Genomic DNA, 15,405 nt, shown 5'->3' with positions numbered 1-15,405 from the left:
CTAGTGCCCCCTATAATCGTCGTAGAATTGGTTCATAAAAAGATGCTGTGGATCCCACTGATCTTTGGCTTGGAAAAAGGTTTCCGCCTTAGGATAAATCGTTCGGAACTGCTCTACCGAAGGGAAGGGAGCATAAGGCAAATAATAAGAGCCATTGAAGAGCTTCAATTGTTCAATGATTCGCCGGATTCCATGGGTCATACGAGCTTGCGCCGCGTCACTTAGCGGGGTATTGAATAGACACACAAGGGCGAACATGTCGCTCTTCGCATACGAGAGCATCGCTTCTTCATCATGATTAACGTAGCGAACCGTAATATTTAATAGGTTTAATTGTTCTTCTTGCAAGATAGGTTTCATGTGGTTAATAAAATCTTCAAAATGATCCACGGGAATGAAGTATTCTTGGAGCAGATCGTTTTTGGTATCCGAGTTATAGTCCATAAAATCAGATTCAGAACGCATAGCGTTGTTGCGAGTTAGGATTGTGCTGCGACCAATTAGGAAATACCGTTGTAAGTCCCAGAACGCATTTTTCGCCCAATCGAAGGATCGATTGAGTCCAAAGAGGAATTTCAGCGGCAACACATAGGTATCCTTCAGCTTTAATTGATTGTAGTCAGTAACAGGGAGATCAGGTCGTGTTCTGTAATTCGTAGCATACATTTCCGATAAGAAGGTATCCGGCGCCACAGAAATACGTGCGAGATGCATGTGGATGTCGGGATTTTGTTTAACCTGGTTAAGGAAGTAGTCCGAATAGGCTTCTGTCGTCATTGTTTCGCTTGTCATCTCGTAGACTTCGTTATCCGTAAGCGACAAAGTCACATCTACGATGACACCGAACAACCCATATCCACCCAGTGCCAGCGGGAATAGCTCCGCATTTTCAATGCGTGAAATATTTCTTATTTGGCCGTCAGACCCCAATAGCCGGAAGGATTCAACCGAACGAATGAGTGAGCCATTCCGAATGTCACGGCCATGTGCATTGACGGAGATTGAGCCTCCGATGGTAAAAATATTTTGCGACTGCATGGTCTTCACAGCAAGCCCATACGGGTTAATAACCTTCTGTACATCCGCCCATGTGGCGCCGGACTGAACGGTAATCGTCTTGGCCATCTCGTCGAAGGCGAGAACCTTATTAAATGGCGTCATATCCAGCACAATGCTGTCCTTGTAGTACGTGTGCCCGCCTTGGCTGTGCCGTTGGCCGGCAATGGAGATCTTGAGCCCTTTCTCCCGGGCCTCGCTTACAATCTCTTGAAGTTGGCTTACTGCTTTGCTTGGAACTACCCGCTCAATCTTCACAGGCCGAAGCTTACTGTAATCTGATCGCAAGAAGGGATCGTCGCCAGCGACCGAGGTTCTCATATACTGCCAGAGGCATAGCGCAGTTAATAGAAGTAGAACTACAATCTTCTTCATGTGCGTATCTCCCAACTTGTTGGATATGGCAACTGTTTGTAAGAGTTGGCTCCTCAAAAGAAGAAATTCTAATATATTCCTATAGTGTAAATTCCCGCCTTTCGATGTGTCAATTGTAATAAGATCACTTCAGCAATGCCAAATTGGCTTTAACATTAAACATTTATACCTCATTAACCTTTGATCGCACCGAATATTGGATATGCTTGAGAGAAGATGGGGGCAGTTTATCAAATAACTGTCAGCATCAATGATTTCCTTTGTATGTCTTAAAACTGTCCTAAAATCGCAGCGAAAATATGACTATCATAGCAAGTTGATATCGACCAACATATTTGTGTAAGATGGAGGTAAGATCCATCCGCTACTAGAGGAATTGGAATCAGGAGTATGAAGGAGGCGAGCCATGGCGCGTTCAAAGCCGCTTTGGTTGCTAATTAGTTGGTTCGTTCTTGCCATTCTGGGATTACTCATATTGAAATGGACTGGTGTATGGGAGCATGTAGATCTGAATTGGGTCACGAGATGGCTTCGTGATTTGGGCCCGCTTGGGGGTCTGCTGTATATCCTTGCGTATACGCTGAGACCGTTGGTTTTGTTCCCGGCAACACCTTTGACGCTCTATGGGGGCTATGTGTTTGGTGCCTTTTGGGGGACCGTTTACGATATTATTGGTGCGGGTACAGGGGCATTACTGTCTTTCTACATTACACGCAAATGGGGTCGCGGTAGCTTTCAACGCATTTTACGAAGCCCTAAGCTGTTATCCTTTGATCAAAAAGCAGAGGAAAAAGGCTTCATGGTGGTTCTGTATATGCGGCTTATGCCTTTCTTTCCTTTCGATGGAATCAGTTATGGCGCCGGATTATCGAAAATTCGTTTCTGGGACTACACGTGGGCTACGTTCATCGGGATTATTCCAGGAGCGATTGTTTATAACGTTTTTGGTGCTTCCTTAAATGATATCTGGTCATGGAAGTTTCTCGGAGCCGTAGCGATGTATGCGGTTTTTGCTATCGTTCCACTGATTATTAAGAAAAGACAAGGGCGTAAAGTGCGCCAAGCAGCGTAAGAGTAGGAATGAATAAACAATTCGCCGTGGGAGGCATGGAAGAGATGAAAGGGAAAGTGGTTGCAAGCGATTTGATCTGGAGTATAGGGGGAGCAGGTGCTCTGCTCCTTATTTTTATTGTGTTGTCACAGAGCTTTTCGGCGAAATGGCTGCAAGCTTTTGATCAACATGTAGGCGGTTACATTCAGGAGATGAGAGGTGATCTGTGGACCTCTGTTGCAAAAGTTTTCACATTTATGGGAAGCGGTTCGACGGAATTTATTCTCTTTTTTCTAGTAGCTGGACTATTGTATTTTAAATTCAAGCATAAGTGGGAAACCCTTGTCTTATTCTTTGGCGTACTTGGCGCATGGCTATTAAATACAGGCTTGAAAAAGCTCGTTGAGCGCGATCGTCCATCTGCAGAGGGATGGTTAGTGGAGGTGGATGGTTTCAGCTTTCCCAGCGGTCACGCGATGGTATCGATACTCTTCTATGGATTGCTTGCCTATTTGTTATGGGTAAATGTACGTCAATCGTGGAGAGCGGCTTGGTTGATACCAACATTCGCTATCCTAGTCATTCTATGTATCGGGCTTAGTCGTATTTACCTCGGCGTGCATTATCCAAGTGATGTGGTGGCTGGCTACACGGCTGGCGGTCTCGGACTTATCGGCTGCATGCATGCAATTCGTACGATTAGGCGCAGGAAAGTCATGAGATCTACCAAGAAAGGGAAATTCACAATCTTGGAGAATATGTAATAAATAACTACACATAAAAACGATATCACGGGGGAATGGGTATGGCTATAGATACATCTCGATTTTTTACTTATGAAGATACCAAGAATCAAGACATATTCTATCGGTTGCCTGATCATTGGTGGAGTAGACATTACGAGTACATCTGGGCCTCCCATTTTGTTGAAAAAGGTGACATTGTTCTAGATGCTGCATGTGGCTTGGGCCATCCCTTTAAGTATTATCTAGCAGACAGATGTAAAGAAGTGTACGCTTGCGACATGGATGAACGCATATTAGATACAAACGAAATTATCAAAGAGCTGGAATATTATATTGGGAAAGAGAATATAGATCAAATTAACCTGCCCACTTTAAGTATTCCCAAATTCGCTGTTTCTGACATTTCAAAGTTGCCGTATGAAGATGCTAAGTTCGATGTAGCCTTCTGTATTTCTGTCATGGAGCATATCGACGACACAGAGGTGCAGCTTCGTTCCCTGCAAGAGTTTAAGCGAGTTTTGAAAGATGACGGAAAATTGATTATTACCGTTGATTATCCGGATGTAGATGTTGAAAGCTTTTTAAGTTTGATTGCGGATTCGGGGTTACAATTGGTCGGAGATCATGACTTTACGAAGCCAGTTAATGCGATTACTTCTGACTATTATGGCAGGGACTTATGGTGCATTCGATTTGTACTTGAAAAAATATGCGTTTAAAATCACGAACACGGTAATTACTCATCTCACAGGACAACGCCACTTCGGTTTGTCCTTTTTTCTTTTGTGAGCCGAGCGTTGTATAATTATCAATGTCATCATTAGCAGAAGAATCAGAAAGAAGGGATGCCTATGCTAAAGCTAAGTATTCTTGATCAGTCACCGGTATCATCCGGCTTTACCCATAGTGAGGCATTACAACAAACGATTGCGCTGGCACAGCTCGCTGACCGACTCGGCTACACCCGATTCTGGGTGTCAGAGCACCATAATTCAGCAGGGCTAGCAGGTTCTTCTCCAGAGGTACTCTTATCCACGCTAGCTGCTCGCACAAGCCGCATTCGGCTTGGTTCTGGCGGCGTGCTGCTTCCTCACTACAGCGCCTACAAGGTCGCTGAGAACTTCCGTATGCTCGAGGCGCTCTATCCGGGGCGCATCGACCTAGGTATCGGGCGTGCACCTGGCGGCACGCCGCATACGGCCAAGGCGCTGCGTGGCGTCAGCGCCGATCTGTTCGAGGGACTTGAGCGGTTCCCCGCGCAAGTCACGGATTTGCTGCGGTTCCTCACCGACACGGTGGAACCTGGGCACGTGTTCGAGGGCATCCGCGCCACCCCTTTGGTGGCCTCGATGCCTCAGGTGTGGCTGCTCGGCTCCACCGGGCAGAGCGGGGTGTATGCGTCGCAGGCAGGCGCAGCGTTCTGCTTCGCGCACTTCATCAACGGCGCGGGAGGTCAGCATGCGGTGCGAAGCTACCGCAGCTCGTTCCAGCCGTCCGCCTTGAATGTCGTACCGCAGGCGACGGTGTGTATTTATGTGCTGTGCGCCGAAACGACAGATGAGGCGGAGGAGCTCGCGACCTCGATCGATTTGCGCATTCTGCAAATGGAAAAAGGCGAGTTCACCGGAGTGAAATCGCCGAAGGAAGCAGCGGAATATACCTATTCCGATTGGGATCAAACCCGTGTGCGAGACAATCGCTCGCGGATGATCGTGGGAAATCCTGGCCAGGTCAGGGAACAAATCCTACGACTCGCTGAAAGCTATGGTGTCGACGAAGTTATGGTCGTCGCTGGTGGACACCAAGTGGAAACAAGACTGCGGACCGTGGAGTTGTTGGCGGAAGCTTTTGAGCTAAGCTATCAGCACAGTTACGTGATCTAGGCAGTGCGAGGGGTTCGCTGGCCTGATCGGATAATCGATTGCCTAGCGCGTGCGCTTCGGTCGCTTATCGATTTCTTGCGTCACAATGAACGCCAGCTCTTCATTGCCAAAGAGGGAAAGAACGCCAAGTAAAGTGTCATCCGGTACCTCGCCAGCTTCCTCTTTCGGCACCGTTAGTTCAAGAGCTTTCTCAAGCGCTTCATTATTCGGCTGGTCTGGATAGGCGCTATGATATAGTGCTGCTGGGTCCAGACCATGGTTAATACACCACTGTGCAAAAACCAAAATCATCATATGCTCTTCACGTTTGTAATTTTCGATCATTTGTTCTTCTAATTGTTTATTATTCATCGGGTAACAGACAGCTCCTTATACAACCTTATTGCAACACGCGTTAAAACTAAGCCAACCTCTATCCACCTACGGGTGGATGGGTTCATTATAGCGAAAGATTAGGTGTATTCACAATGATTATTAAGAATGAGAAAATCAAAGCTTCCGAGGTTCAGGTTACGGGGCTGCAGGGTGAGGATTTAGGCGTAATGTCCACGAAAGACGCGCTTCTTCTTGCCAAAAAGTTAAAAGTAGACCTCGTCTGCACCTCGCTCATGAGCAGCCCGCCTCCTTGCAAGTTGATTGGAGCGGGTGCAGCCAAACAGGAGGCTTTGCAGGAAAAGCAGCAGGCCCGGAAGCAAGAGCAAGGCCCGAAGGTCAAGGAGATTCGCTTGACGGCGAATATCGAGGATCATGATCTCGAGACGAAGCGTCAGCAAGCTGAGCGCATTTTGAAGGGCGGGGACGCCGTCCTTCTGGTCGTTAAGATCTCCGGCAAGGAAGGTGCGAAAGCCAAGGAATTGCTAGAAACGCTGGTGAAGGAGCTTGGCTCCCACGGCAAGAAGCATACCGGCATTCAGCTGAGTGGCAAGCAAGCTGCTGTTCAGCTGGATCCTTTGTAAAAAAAAGCATGGACAACCCCTAGGGAAGTCCATGCTTTTTTGGTGGGGTTAGTGGTGAATGTATGTTATGGGGAGAATGGAGTAGGCAAGAAGTTTGCTAACGCTATTTAAATTAACTAGGCTGTACTAGCCCCCGTGGCTACCTAAGTAACCTAATCACCCCAGACGCTAGCTGCAGTGATTAAATGTAGAAAGTACAGTTAATTTCTTGGTATTTAACGAGTTTAAGCAAATACCTGGAAAAACTCCATTTAATCTGGAGATTATAGCCGAAAAAGTGTAACAAAAGAAAATTAAATACATAAATTCCATCTAATGGTTAATTCTGAGAATGAACGAAATTAGATGTACTTTATCCAGTTATTTTGAGGACGCAAGGGGTAAGAGGTAAAAGGTTGCTTGGTTTGACGGTGGCATTAGCGATGCGTTGGTGATGATTATGGTTAATAGCCAGGCAGATGCCACGTTATCAATAGTCATATGGGGGCACTGGACAAGCTTTTTGCTCTCTATCCGATGATCGTGATTGCCTGGGAACCCATGAATTCCCATACTTCTTTGAAGGGAGCGAGTGGAAAGGCCTCTTGTTCACCAGTCATCGGATCGTTCATATAAGCATAATCATCATCCCAGCCAGTTAGTAACAAGGCATGTTCGGGCTGATACCACGGGACAAGCTCACCCGTCTCATCCTCCCACTCCAAGTCAAAATAAGGGCTATCCATATGCTCAGTTGCCCAAATCATGGCAGGACTGCCTTTGGCAATGACGCCAAGCAAATCCTCGAAGGAGGTTCCTGTCAGATCGCGAACGTGACCAGGTAACCACTGATTCATCAGCTTAGCAACTGGGGTATGATAAATCCCATAGCCGATATCAAAAGGATCGCCAACGAAAACATCTTTGGGATTGGCACCCACAAAGGCACCGAATTCATTCACGTAGGGCATATCTCCCGTGGGGAGAGCATGAGCCACTTCTTCCTTCGTTATTGGCAGCCCAGCCCAATTCAGCAGCATCGTCGCAGCGACAGCTTCACAACCATTTGGCAGCTCGGGGAGTTGCGAAAGCGCGGGAATCGCTTGTATTTGAACATGATGCTTAGTGAGAGTAGGGGCTTCATCGGTTGATGTCTGGTTAGTTGTGGATTCTGCCTCGGCTACGACAGCTTCAATGGGGGATGCGATTTCCGTTGCGGCTTCTCCTGCAAAATACGGATCTGGAACTTCTCCAGCTTGAACGGATAACGTGAGGAGTTGTTTCCCATCAGGGGAATTTGATTTTACGAGTAGAATAAGTGTAAAGCTGGCCACAGCCAGTAATAGAAGTGTGAGCAATTTCAATTTCTTCATGTAGCACGTCCGTTCCTATCAATGTTCTCATTACATCATGGGTGGCTAGAGAATGCAAGACATGACATCCAAAATATGCCTTGAGACACATACGCTACAGCCTTGCTCGCATAGACTAGGTAAACAAGCTATTAATCTCTATAAAAGATGAGCCTGTCAAGATGACCGTGGAGGCATGGGATGAAACGTTTCTATTTGTGGTGTACAGCTGCTTTTGTTTGTTATGCCGTTGTTGTGATTTTATATTTCTTGAAAGGGGATTTATTTCAAATCCCTTTGACGCTAGTTGGATCTGTTGCTGATCCGAATACATTCATGACCCATGCGGAAATTACTAAAGCAGAATCACTTTCAAGGATTCATTCGCTAACCTTCTTTTTAAGCACTCCATTAAAAATGGGTGTGACCGTTGCCTTATTCGGCATAGCCGTCAGCTTCCGTCAACTCGCGGAGAAAGTATTCCGAGCTTCTTTCCTGCAAATGCTCCTATTTGTGGTACTTTTTACGCTCGTCATGGACGTGCTGTTCCTACCCATTGATGTATTCCTGTTCAAAATCGACCAAGCCTATGGCATCTCCAATGAGACGCCTCTCCTTTTTCTAAAGGATTATGTCAAAACCTTTCTCATTGATATCGTAGGCACGGTAGTCATGGTAGGGATTTTCAGATGGATCAGTAAGTGGAGTCCTAAGCGGTGGTGGGTATGGCTGTGGTTGATTTCAATCCCTTTAATCTTATTCGTTACGTTTATTCAACCTGTGGTACTGGACCCGTTGTACAATCAGTTCCAGCCACTACAAAATCAGGAACTGAAGACGCAAATTCTTGATCTTGCTGCCAAATCGCACATCCCGACTGATCAGGTTTATGAGGTCAACATGTCAGAGAGGACGAATGCCATTAACGCCTATGTTAATGGGATCGGCGGGAACGCGCGTATTGTGCTGTGGGATACCATTTTGAATAAATTGCAGCCAGATGAAATCCTAACAGTGATGGCGCATGAGATGGGGCATTACGTAGAACGACATATCTATTGGGGGATTGCCTATGGTGTCGCGCTAAGCTTCGTTGGCTTTTGGTTGGCTTTCCATACGTACCGTCTAATATTAAAACGCTGGGGCTCGCTTTGGGGCATGCGAGGGGAAAGTGACTTAGCGGCATTACCAATTCTTCTGCTGCTCATCTCGTTGATGAGCTTCCTGTCATCACCAGCACAAAACGCGTTCTCAAGGGTAATCGAGCACCGAGCAGACGTCTACGCGATGAAAATGACGGGGGATGGGGATGCAGCCATTCGGGCTTTTCAACATATCGCCAAAGAAAATCTCAGCCCAGTTACACAACCTAAGCTGGTGCAATGGTTCCGGGGTTCTCACCCGACGATCGAGGAGAGAATTATGTATTTTGAGCAGTTTAAGAAGTAAGGGAGTTTAGTAGGCAAAATCGAAAAAAAGCACGAATGCCAATCTTCCACTTAGGGGAGTAGGCATTCGTGCTTTTTAATTTATAGGGTTAATCATTTCTGCGTGTCATTTGCTGCCAGACAGAGCCTTCAGCCGCATGACCGCCTTCGATACGCTCGAGGGCAATCTTTACCTGCATCCGTACCTCGAACTCGGGGTCGTCTGCAGCTTGCTTCAGGTCCGGAAGCACCGTGTGGTCCCCGACTTCGTAAAGGAAGCGCGCCGCGCGCCAACGGACCAGCTTGTTGCGGTCCTTGAGCGCCTTGGCCATCGCCGGCATGGCGGCGGGGTCACCAAGATCGGACAGTGTATCACCTGCCGTCCGACGAACAGAAGCTGTATCGTCCTCGAGGGCACGATACAGATAGGGCAATACCTCGGGTTCCTTGATATCCCCGAGGTACACCGTGGCCAGTCGCCGAAGCGACGTGTTTTCGTCCTGCAAGGCATGGACGAGAAGCGGCAGCGTCTCAAGCGACGGCTGGATCTTCTGAAGCGCGGCGTAGCGCAGCTTCCAATCGCTGTGCCGCAGCTGCTCTGCGGCTGCGACAAGATCTCCTGTGGCGGCTTCCTCCACAGGGGCATCTGTGGTCTCCTGCATCGCGCGGGAGACCAGTTCTTCCACGCGGGCATCGTCGTAAGAAGCGTCCAGTTCCTGGACGACTTCGCCCGCGATGTCCGACAGCTCGCCGTATCGGACGCCGAGCTCCTCGAGCTTCCGCTCTTTGATCAGGTTCGGCGATGCCGTACCTGCGCGGACCGCGGCCTGAGTGAAGCGCTCCGGCATAGCCACGCGCGCTTCTTCTGAGCCTGCGCGCACCCGCACCTGGAGCGGAATACCGCGAAACATCTGTACGAGCACCTGCGCCTCGCCAAAGGCGGCGTCAGCAGCAGGCTGCTCGGTAGGCAATCCAGCGCCAGACGCCCCCTGAGCTTCACCATAAATCTCGCGCGCCTGCGCCAGGATGAACTGCCAGTCACCCTTAGAGCTGCGGTCTACCGCGATGAAGTCGGCTGCGTGAAACACACTGATAACGCCGGGCACAGCAAGCAGCTTCTGCACTTCCTCGGGAGCACCAATTAGATTCTTTTTTGTATACGTTTCTCGCACACCGGCAGGCAAGGACTCATCCATATTGAGTTTCATGGAGTTGGGGCTGGGTGTAGGTTCGATGGAAATGATTTTCATTACGTTCAACTCCTTAGTAGGAACGGACCCATCACGACTTCGCCGTTCTTTGGTTAGATGAAAAGGCCCGGACGGGGGACCGTCCAGGCCTTATTTCGGCATCTAGTGGCTGTTCAGAAAATCCACTTTTGATCACGAAGTAGTTCAAGAAGCGTATTCGACATCGAATATTGAATTCACCCGGAAATTCCGGTGCTCACGTAGCATTCACTACGCTCCGCTCCTCATTTCCTAGCTTCTTTCAATCTTCTCGGTGCTGAAAACCGGATTTTTGAATACGCGCTTCTAGTCTAAGTCAACTAGATTACGATTTAAATAGTGATCCAATGTTTTAGTAAGATCAAATACCGTATGAGCCAAGTCCACATTTTCAAAAACATGATCACAGTGGTCACGGTAGGCTAATTCATTTTCGTAGTCAGACAAATATTTAGAGGCGATTTCTTCGGAATCTCCGCTTTCCTTCATCCTCTCTTCAAGTGTGTCCCTTTGGGCATAAATGAAGATTTGGACGACACGGTCGCCATATAGCTTTTTGAGCGTTTCGGCACCGAAGCGGTTCAAGATCAAGTAGATGCTGCCGCTTTGTTGGAACATGAACTCAATATCTGAGCTTTTGATGCCATATAGATGGTCATTCACAGTACTAACTTCAATGAATTCGCCGCCAGCTTGTGCTTGAACAAATTGAGCGGGTGAGATGAAATGATAATCTTGACCATCTTCCTCTGTTGCTTTCGGAGGTCGTGTGGTGTACGAAATCACTTGTTTCATCCCCAGCGTGGAGCCGGACATTTCCGCAACGGTTTTTCGGCCTGCCCCGTGTGGGCCAGTGAATACAAAAATCATTTCCTTATCCTTTAATGCGTACATGGAACATACCTCCTTTGATTGGATGGGGGGTAAATCCTACGTGCGAGCACGGGTTGAAACGATTTTTATCAAATAGAATCTGAATAAACCATATCTATAGTTTACATCGTAAGGCTTCATCGGTAAAGACTTGCATGAAATCGCTTCATCAGCCTAGCGTTTGCTGCCACCGCCGCGAGTGCCTCTTGGCGCAGTTCCACGAGCGCCACCTTGCCCGCCTCGCGGACCGCTTGGTCTGTCACCGCGCGGAGCACCGCCGCGTGAGCCGAAGCTGTCGCCGCGAGGTGCCGCGCTGCGCGCGCCACGCTCATCACTTCGTCCGCGAGCTGCGCCGCTTGTGCGAGCGCCAAAGCCCTCGCCGCGAGGAGCGCCGCCTGTGCGAGCGCCAAAGCCTTCGCCGCGAGGAGCGCTGCTTGTGCGAGCGCCAAAGCCCTCGCCGCGAGGAGCGCCGCCTGTGCGAGCGCCAAAGCCCTCGCCGCGAGGAGCGCTGCCTGTGCGAGCGCCGAAGCCCTCGCCGCGAGGAGCAGCACCGCGTGCAGCACCATCGCCACGGCCTTTGCCTCCGCGAATGTTGCGAGACGCGCTAGCCGCGTCATCACGACCTGCGCCAGCATACTTGTTGTATGGCGAGTAGGACTTATCGCCATGTGGAGCTGAACGCTTGCGTTCCGTACCTTCACCACCACCGCCATTATAGGAACCTGTTACGCGTGCTTTCGCAGCGCCCATGTTCGTTCCGCGTGCTGGAGCCGAATTCGTAGTTGCCGATTCGTGGACAACCGTTGCGCGGCCCCATGTATTCGGACTACGCTCCGAGTTCACTTTAGCCGGTCTTTCGCCTGTGCGTTTTGCGCCAGCAGAACCGCCGCGCGCTCCGAATTTGTCGCCTTTGGCACCAAACCCTGAATTCCGTTCGCCGTACTGTACATTCGAACGATCACCGCGCAATTCGCGTGCTCCAGGTCTTCCCGCACGTCCGCCGCTGCGTTGTTCTGGTGCACCAGTGCGGTCATTACGTCTGCCACCGCGTGAAGAAGTGCCAGCTCCACCTTTTCTTGCAGACCCTCTGCCATCTTGCTCGATGTAATCTTCTGTTTTGGAACGAACAACACGTCTTTGCTGTCCATCAGCACCGCGCAATGACATTTTGATGCCTTTTTCGATAAGTTCAATCGTTGGCATATCACGTTGCGTTGCGAAAGTCACAGCAACGCCTGACTCACCGGCACGACCCGTTCTACCAATCCGATGAATGTAGCTTTCAGCATCTTGAGGTACATCATAGTTGAAGATATGCGTTACGCCTTCCACATCTAAACCACGAGCAGCGATATCGGTAGCGACCAAGAGCTCAATGCGTCCTTCTCTGAAACGCTTCATCACTTGTTCACGCTTCGCTTGAGACAAGTCACCGTGCAGCTCATCGGACATCAAACCGATTTCTTGCAGCGTTTCATTGAGCGCAATCGCTTTGGCTTTGGTCCGACAGAAAATCATCGCAAGATAAGGCCTATATTGTTTGATTGCTGCAATCAGAGCGTCCTGTTTATCACGATCAGTCGTTGGAACAAGCACCTGTTGAATTTCAGTCAAAGTGACTTGTTTACTTTGGATTTTAATTTCTTTTGCTTCCTTCATATAAGCCTTAGACAGATTGATGACCTGTTCGGGCATTGTTGCAGAGAAGAGCAGCGTTTGGCGGTAAGGTGATGTTTGCGCAATGATATCTTTGACTTCGTGTAAGAAGCCCATGTGCAGCATTTGATCCGCTTCATCTAATACAAGTATTTTCAATTTATAGAAGTTGATAGAACCGCGGCGGAGATGATCAAGCAATCTTCCCGGTGTTCCTACTACTATATGTATGTTGCCTTGAAGCTTTCTAAGCTGTTTTTCTACATCTTGCCCGCCATAAGCAGCAAGAACCTTTGCGCCAGTAATCGGAACTAGGGTTTTCAACTCATTGCTGATTTGAATCGCTAACTCACGAGTAGGGGTAAGAATAAGCGCTTGAACATCCGAGCTTTCTACATCAATTGTTTCTAATATAGGAAGTACAAAGGCAAGGGTTTTACCTGTACCTGTTTGAGCTTGTGCGATAACGTCCGAACCTTTTAACAATACAGGAATCGCTTCTCGTTGAATGGGGGTCGGTTCTACGACACCTTGATTTTGCAAAACTTGAACTAATTGTTCTCTAATACCTAATGAGGCAAATCCATTTGACATGGGTAATTGGCCAGCTCCCTTTTTCCTTCTTAGTAAAGACGATTCCCTCATTGTACAGGAATGAAAGACAAATGAAAACAGGAGCCGACCCACAAGCAGAAATAAACTACTTTATTAATAGAAGTTTTACATTGCTGGGTGTGCTCCAAATGACAGAGCAAGACCTCCTATTACATGGGAAAGCTTCTAATAGGAGGCGAGCCCTAATCTATCTAGTCATGGGGTAGTGATTGTGCCGTTCCAAACACACGTGTCACTGTCTGATTGAAGTCGGTTAGAAGTGGCATAAGCGAATTGCCTTTCCAACTTTCCTGAGCGAAGCTATTCATTTTATTAAGGAAATCTCGATTCGCTGAAATGTAAACGTCCATTAGATCTGGTTTAAGCACCCGAAGCTTCTCAGCAATGGCCTGTTTAAATGGATGAGAAAGTAAATCATGATGAATGGCCGTTTCGTAACTATTGTAACCTTTATTCAAATCATTAGCCGGTAACGAGTCATCGTAGGGATTATCATCGTTGTAGAAGCCCTTATTCGTTCCTTGATTATTCGTTTCTTTGGTCAAGCCCTTTGTACCTACCGCACTGCTATCCATCATTAAAGCGACATAAGCATTCTGATTCGTAATCATGACAAAAGCCGTATTAACCCCATCCATAGTGTGCAATTGATCCGAAAGATATTGACTGTATTCCAGCTTGGTATTGTCGTGTGTCACTGGACCGGAGAGCTGTTGTACTTGATAGGCTCTTTCATTTTGATCAGCTTTTTCGACATGAGCGCCATAATTCGAGCTAGTGGAGTTATTAGGATTGCCTCTGTACTCTTTTCCGCTAGAGCCACATGCGGATAATATAAGTAGGAGGAATATGATTCCACAAATCGGAAAACCTAACTTCCTGAACATAATTAACAGACCTCCCAATGCGATTTATTGTCTATAGGATGAGATGTTTCTGTCTAATTATTCGTGTTCACAAATAAAGGCTTTTATGCATAAAGAGGTGGGTGTATGGAAATAACCATGAAGGGAAATATATCGCTACAGACGCTGTTTAAGAACAATTTGTGAACTCTCCTACAGCGATTGACAAAAAGTTTTCACGAATTTATAGTTATTAAAGTGAATTGACATGGGCATGGCCTTCGTGGTAAAAATATTGTTTTAAAAGTGGGGTTGATACAATGAGTCAATTGAAAAAGTTCTGGCGTCTGCTACCCCTTATAGCGGTGATGACGTTCATGCTAACTGGGTGCGGAGACCCAACCTTATCTGCTTTAGTGCCAAAAGGTCCTGTGGCGACGGAGCAGCTTTATTTAATGAAATTAAGTCTCTTTATCATGATTTTTGTCGTAATTGTCGTATTTGCGATTTATGTGTACGTTTTAGTTCGCTTTCGCAAGCGTAAAGGCGACGAAAGCATACCGAAACAAGTCGAAGGAAGTCATGTTTTGGAGATTATCTGGACGGTAATTCCAATTCTCTTGCTGTTAGTACTTGCGGTGCCAACAGTGTCCTACACGTTCAAACACTCCGAGAACTACAATAAGAACAAAGACGCTATCCATGTGAAAGTCACTGCGCATCAGTTCTGGTGGCAGTTTGAATATCCAGACCTTGGTATCGCAACAGCTCAACAGCTCGTGATTCCTAAGGACAAAATCATTGCTTTTGATGTCGTTTCTGCTGACGTTGCTCATGCTTTCTGGGTCCCATCCCTAGGTGGTAAAGTTGATACGAACCCAGGTATCCGTAATACGCTTTACTTGCAAGCGGATGAAATCGCAACTTTCCAAGGTAGATGTACAGAGCTTTGTGGAGCTTCACATGCTTTGATGAACTTTACCGTTGCGGCTAAATCTGAAGCAGACTTTAATGCTTGGGTTGCGAAAATGAAAGCACCTTCTACCGTGCCGGCAACTGCACAAAAGGGTGAAGAACTTTTCAAAGAAAACTGTATGTCTTGTCATGCTGTTAATGCTAGCGGTCCAGGGGTTGCACCTAACCTTAAAGGCTTCGCAGATCGCGACACACTTGCAGGTATCCTAGAGAAGACACCTGAGAACTTAGCATCGTGGATACATAATCCGCAAGATCTGAAACCGGGCAATAAAATGCCAGCTTTCGGTAAAGAAGCTAACGGTAAACTTGATGACGCTCAAATTAAAGATATTGTTACGTACTTACAAACATTGAAATAAACTCTTGATGTAAAGGAGGTTCATA

The 15,405-nt window shown here is 47.6% G+C and carries 14 protein-coding genes; 7 read left to right on the top strand and 7 right to left on the bottom strand.

Annotated elements, in window-relative coordinates; genetic code table 11:
• Positions 1-1,431 (bottom strand): FAD-binding oxidoreductase, encoded by a 1,431-nt coding sequence (locus ACSQ8P_RS30970; RefSeq protein WP_436238696.1) that lies wholly within the window; start codon positions 1,429-1,431, stop codon positions 1-3.
• Positions 1,432-1,837: 406 nt separating this feature from the next.
• Between ACSQ8P_RS30970 and ACSQ8P_RS30965 the strand changes: the two genes are divergently transcribed.
• The 4 genes from ACSQ8P_RS30965 to ACSQ8P_RS30950 all read left to right on the top strand — a co-directional run bounded on the left by ACSQ8P_RS30965 (position 1,838) and on the right by ACSQ8P_RS30950 (position 5,111).
• On the top strand, positions 1,838-2,503 hold the full coding sequence (locus ACSQ8P_RS30965; protein WP_436238695.1) for a TVP38/TMEM64 family protein: 666 nt from the start codon (positions 1,838-1,840) through the stop codon (positions 2,501-2,503).
• An 8-nt stretch (positions 2,504-2,511) separates the two neighbouring features.
• On the top strand, positions 2,512-3,246 hold the full coding sequence (locus ACSQ8P_RS30960; protein WP_436238694.1) for a phosphatase PAP2 family protein: 735 nt from the start codon (positions 2,512-2,514) through the stop codon (positions 3,244-3,246).
• Between the two features lie 41 nt (positions 3,247-3,287).
• Positions 3,288-3,947 carry a class I SAM-dependent methyltransferase gene (locus ACSQ8P_RS30955; RefSeq protein WP_436238693.1) on the top strand — a complete coding sequence of 220 codons (660 nt, stop codon included), beginning with the start codon at positions 3,288-3,290 and terminating at the stop codon, positions 3,945-3,947.
• A gap of 132 nt (positions 3,948-4,079) precedes the next feature.
• A complete protein-coding gene (locus ACSQ8P_RS30950; protein WP_436238692.1) occupies positions 4,080-5,111 on the top strand; it encodes an LLM class flavin-dependent oxidoreductase in 1,032 nt (343 codons plus the stop codon).
• Positions 5,112-5,153: 42 nt separating this feature from the next.
• Here ACSQ8P_RS30950 and ACSQ8P_RS30945 read toward each other — a convergent pair whose 3' ends face one another.
• Positions 5,154-5,462 (bottom strand): hypothetical protein, encoded by a 309-nt coding sequence (locus ACSQ8P_RS30945; RefSeq protein WP_056608254.1) that lies wholly within the window; start codon positions 5,460-5,462, stop codon positions 5,154-5,156.
• A gap of 119 nt (positions 5,463-5,581) precedes the next feature.
• Between ACSQ8P_RS30945 and infC the strand changes: the two genes are divergently transcribed.
• The gene (gene infC, locus ACSQ8P_RS30940) at positions 5,582-6,067 is read left to right on the top strand and encodes a translation initiation factor IF-3 (RefSeq protein WP_436239653.1); all 486 of its coding nucleotides are present in this window, start codon (positions 5,582-5,584) and stop codon (positions 6,065-6,067) included.
• Between the two features lie 509 nt (positions 6,068-6,576).
• Here infC and ACSQ8P_RS30935 read toward each other — a convergent pair.
• Positions 6,577-7,419 carry a C39 family peptidase gene (locus tag ACSQ8P_RS30935; RefSeq protein ID WP_436238691.1) on the bottom strand — a complete coding sequence of 281 codons (843 nt, stop codon included), beginning with the start codon at positions 7,417-7,419 and terminating at the stop codon, positions 6,577-6,579.
• Positions 7,420-7,599: 180 nt separating this feature from the next.
• On the opposite strand from ACSQ8P_RS30935, the gene ACSQ8P_RS30930 reads away from it, so the two are divergent.
• The gene (locus tag ACSQ8P_RS30930; protein ID WP_436238690.1) at positions 7,600-8,847 is read left to right on the top strand and encodes a M48 family metallopeptidase; all 1,248 of its coding nucleotides are present in this window, start codon (positions 7,600-7,602) and stop codon (positions 8,845-8,847) included.
• Between the two features lie 88 nt (positions 8,848-8,935).
• On the opposite strand, the gene ACSQ8P_RS30925 is transcribed toward ACSQ8P_RS30930, so the two are convergent.
• The 4 genes from ACSQ8P_RS30925 to ACSQ8P_RS30910 all read right to left on the bottom strand — a co-directional run bounded on the left by ACSQ8P_RS30925 (position 8,936) and on the right by ACSQ8P_RS30910 (position 14,085).
• Positions 8,936-10,075 carry a conserved virulence factor C family protein gene (locus ACSQ8P_RS30925; RefSeq protein ID WP_436238689.1) on the bottom strand — a complete coding sequence of 380 codons (1,140 nt, stop codon included), beginning with the start codon at positions 10,073-10,075 and terminating at the stop codon, positions 8,936-8,938.
• A gap of 285 nt (positions 10,076-10,360) precedes the next feature.
• Positions 10,361-10,948, bottom strand: coding sequence for a guanylate kinase (locus tag ACSQ8P_RS30920; RefSeq protein WP_436238688.1), 588 nt, complete (start codon positions 10,946-10,948; stop codon positions 10,361-10,363).
• Between the two features lie 153 nt (positions 10,949-11,101).
• Positions 11,102-13,177 carry a DEAD/DEAH box helicase gene (locus tag ACSQ8P_RS30915; RefSeq protein ID WP_436238687.1) on the bottom strand — a complete coding sequence of 692 codons (2,076 nt, stop codon included), beginning with the start codon at positions 13,175-13,177 and terminating at the stop codon, positions 11,102-11,104.
• Positions 13,178-13,389: 212 nt separating this feature from the next.
• Positions 13,390-14,085: a YhcN/YlaJ family sporulation lipoprotein gene (locus ACSQ8P_RS30910; RefSeq protein WP_436238686.1), complete on the bottom strand. Its 696-nt coding sequence runs from the start codon at positions 14,083-14,085 to the stop codon at positions 13,390-13,392.
• Positions 14,086-14,363: 278 nt separating this feature from the next.
• On the opposite strand from ACSQ8P_RS30910, the gene coxB reads away from it, so the two are divergent.
• Entirely contained in the window at positions 14,364-15,380 is a 1,017-nt protein-coding gene (coxB, locus tag ACSQ8P_RS30905) for a cytochrome c oxidase subunit II (RefSeq protein WP_436238685.1), read from the top strand.
• Positions 15,381-15,405 lie beyond the last annotated feature (25 nt).

The organism is Paenibacillus sp. LjRoot153, from assembly GCF_964253085.1.
Lineage (GTDB): Bacteria > Bacillota > Bacilli > Paenibacillales > NBRC-103111 > Paenibacillus_E.
This window is presented reverse-complemented; position numbering and strand designations above follow the sequence as displayed.

Coding starts and splice junctions, on each gene's coding strand:
- ACSQ8P_RS30970 (WP_436238696.1), bottom strand. CDS start 1,431: ATGAAGAAGATTGTAGTTCTACTTCTATTAACTGCGCTATGCCTCTGG.
- ACSQ8P_RS30920 (WP_436238688.1), bottom strand. CDS start 10,948: ATGTACGCATTAAAGGATAAGGAAATGATTTTTGTATTCACTGGCCCA.
- ACSQ8P_RS30950 (WP_436238692.1), top strand. CDS start 4,080: ATGCTAAAGCTAAGTATTCTTGATCAGTCACCGGTATCATCCGGCTTT.
- ACSQ8P_RS30910 (WP_436238686.1), bottom strand. CDS start 14,085: ATGTTCAGGAAGTTAGGTTTTCCGATTTGTGGAATCATATTCCTCCTA.
- ACSQ8P_RS30960 (WP_436238694.1), top strand. CDS start 2,512: ATGAATAAACAATTCGCCGTGGGAGGCATGGAAGAGATGAAAGGGAAA.
- ACSQ8P_RS30965 (WP_436238695.1), top strand. CDS start 1,838: ATGGCGCGTTCAAAGCCGCTTTGGTTGCTAATTAGTTGGTTCGTTCTT.
- ACSQ8P_RS30925 (WP_436238689.1), bottom strand. CDS start 10,075: ATGAAAATCATTTCCATCGAACCTACACCCAGCCCCAACTCCATGAAA.
- ACSQ8P_RS30930 (WP_436238690.1), top strand. CDS start 7,600: ATGAAACGTTTCTATTTGTGGTGTACAGCTGCTTTTGTTTGTTATGCC.
- ACSQ8P_RS30935 (WP_436238691.1), bottom strand. CDS start 7,419: ATGAAGAAATTGAAATTGCTCACACTTCTATTACTGGCTGTGGCCAGC.
- coxB (WP_436238685.1), top strand. CDS start 14,364: ATGAGTCAATTGAAAAAGTTCTGGCGTCTGCTACCCCTTATAGCGGTG.
- ACSQ8P_RS30945 (WP_056608254.1), bottom strand. CDS start 5,462: ATGAATAATAAACAATTAGAAGAACAAATGATCGAAAATTACAAACGT.
- ACSQ8P_RS30915 (WP_436238687.1), bottom strand. CDS start 13,177: ATGTCAAATGGATTTGCCTCATTAGGTATTAGAGAACAATTAGTTCAA.
- ACSQ8P_RS30955 (WP_436238693.1), top strand. CDS start 3,288: ATGGCTATAGATACATCTCGATTTTTTACTTATGAAGATACCAAGAAT.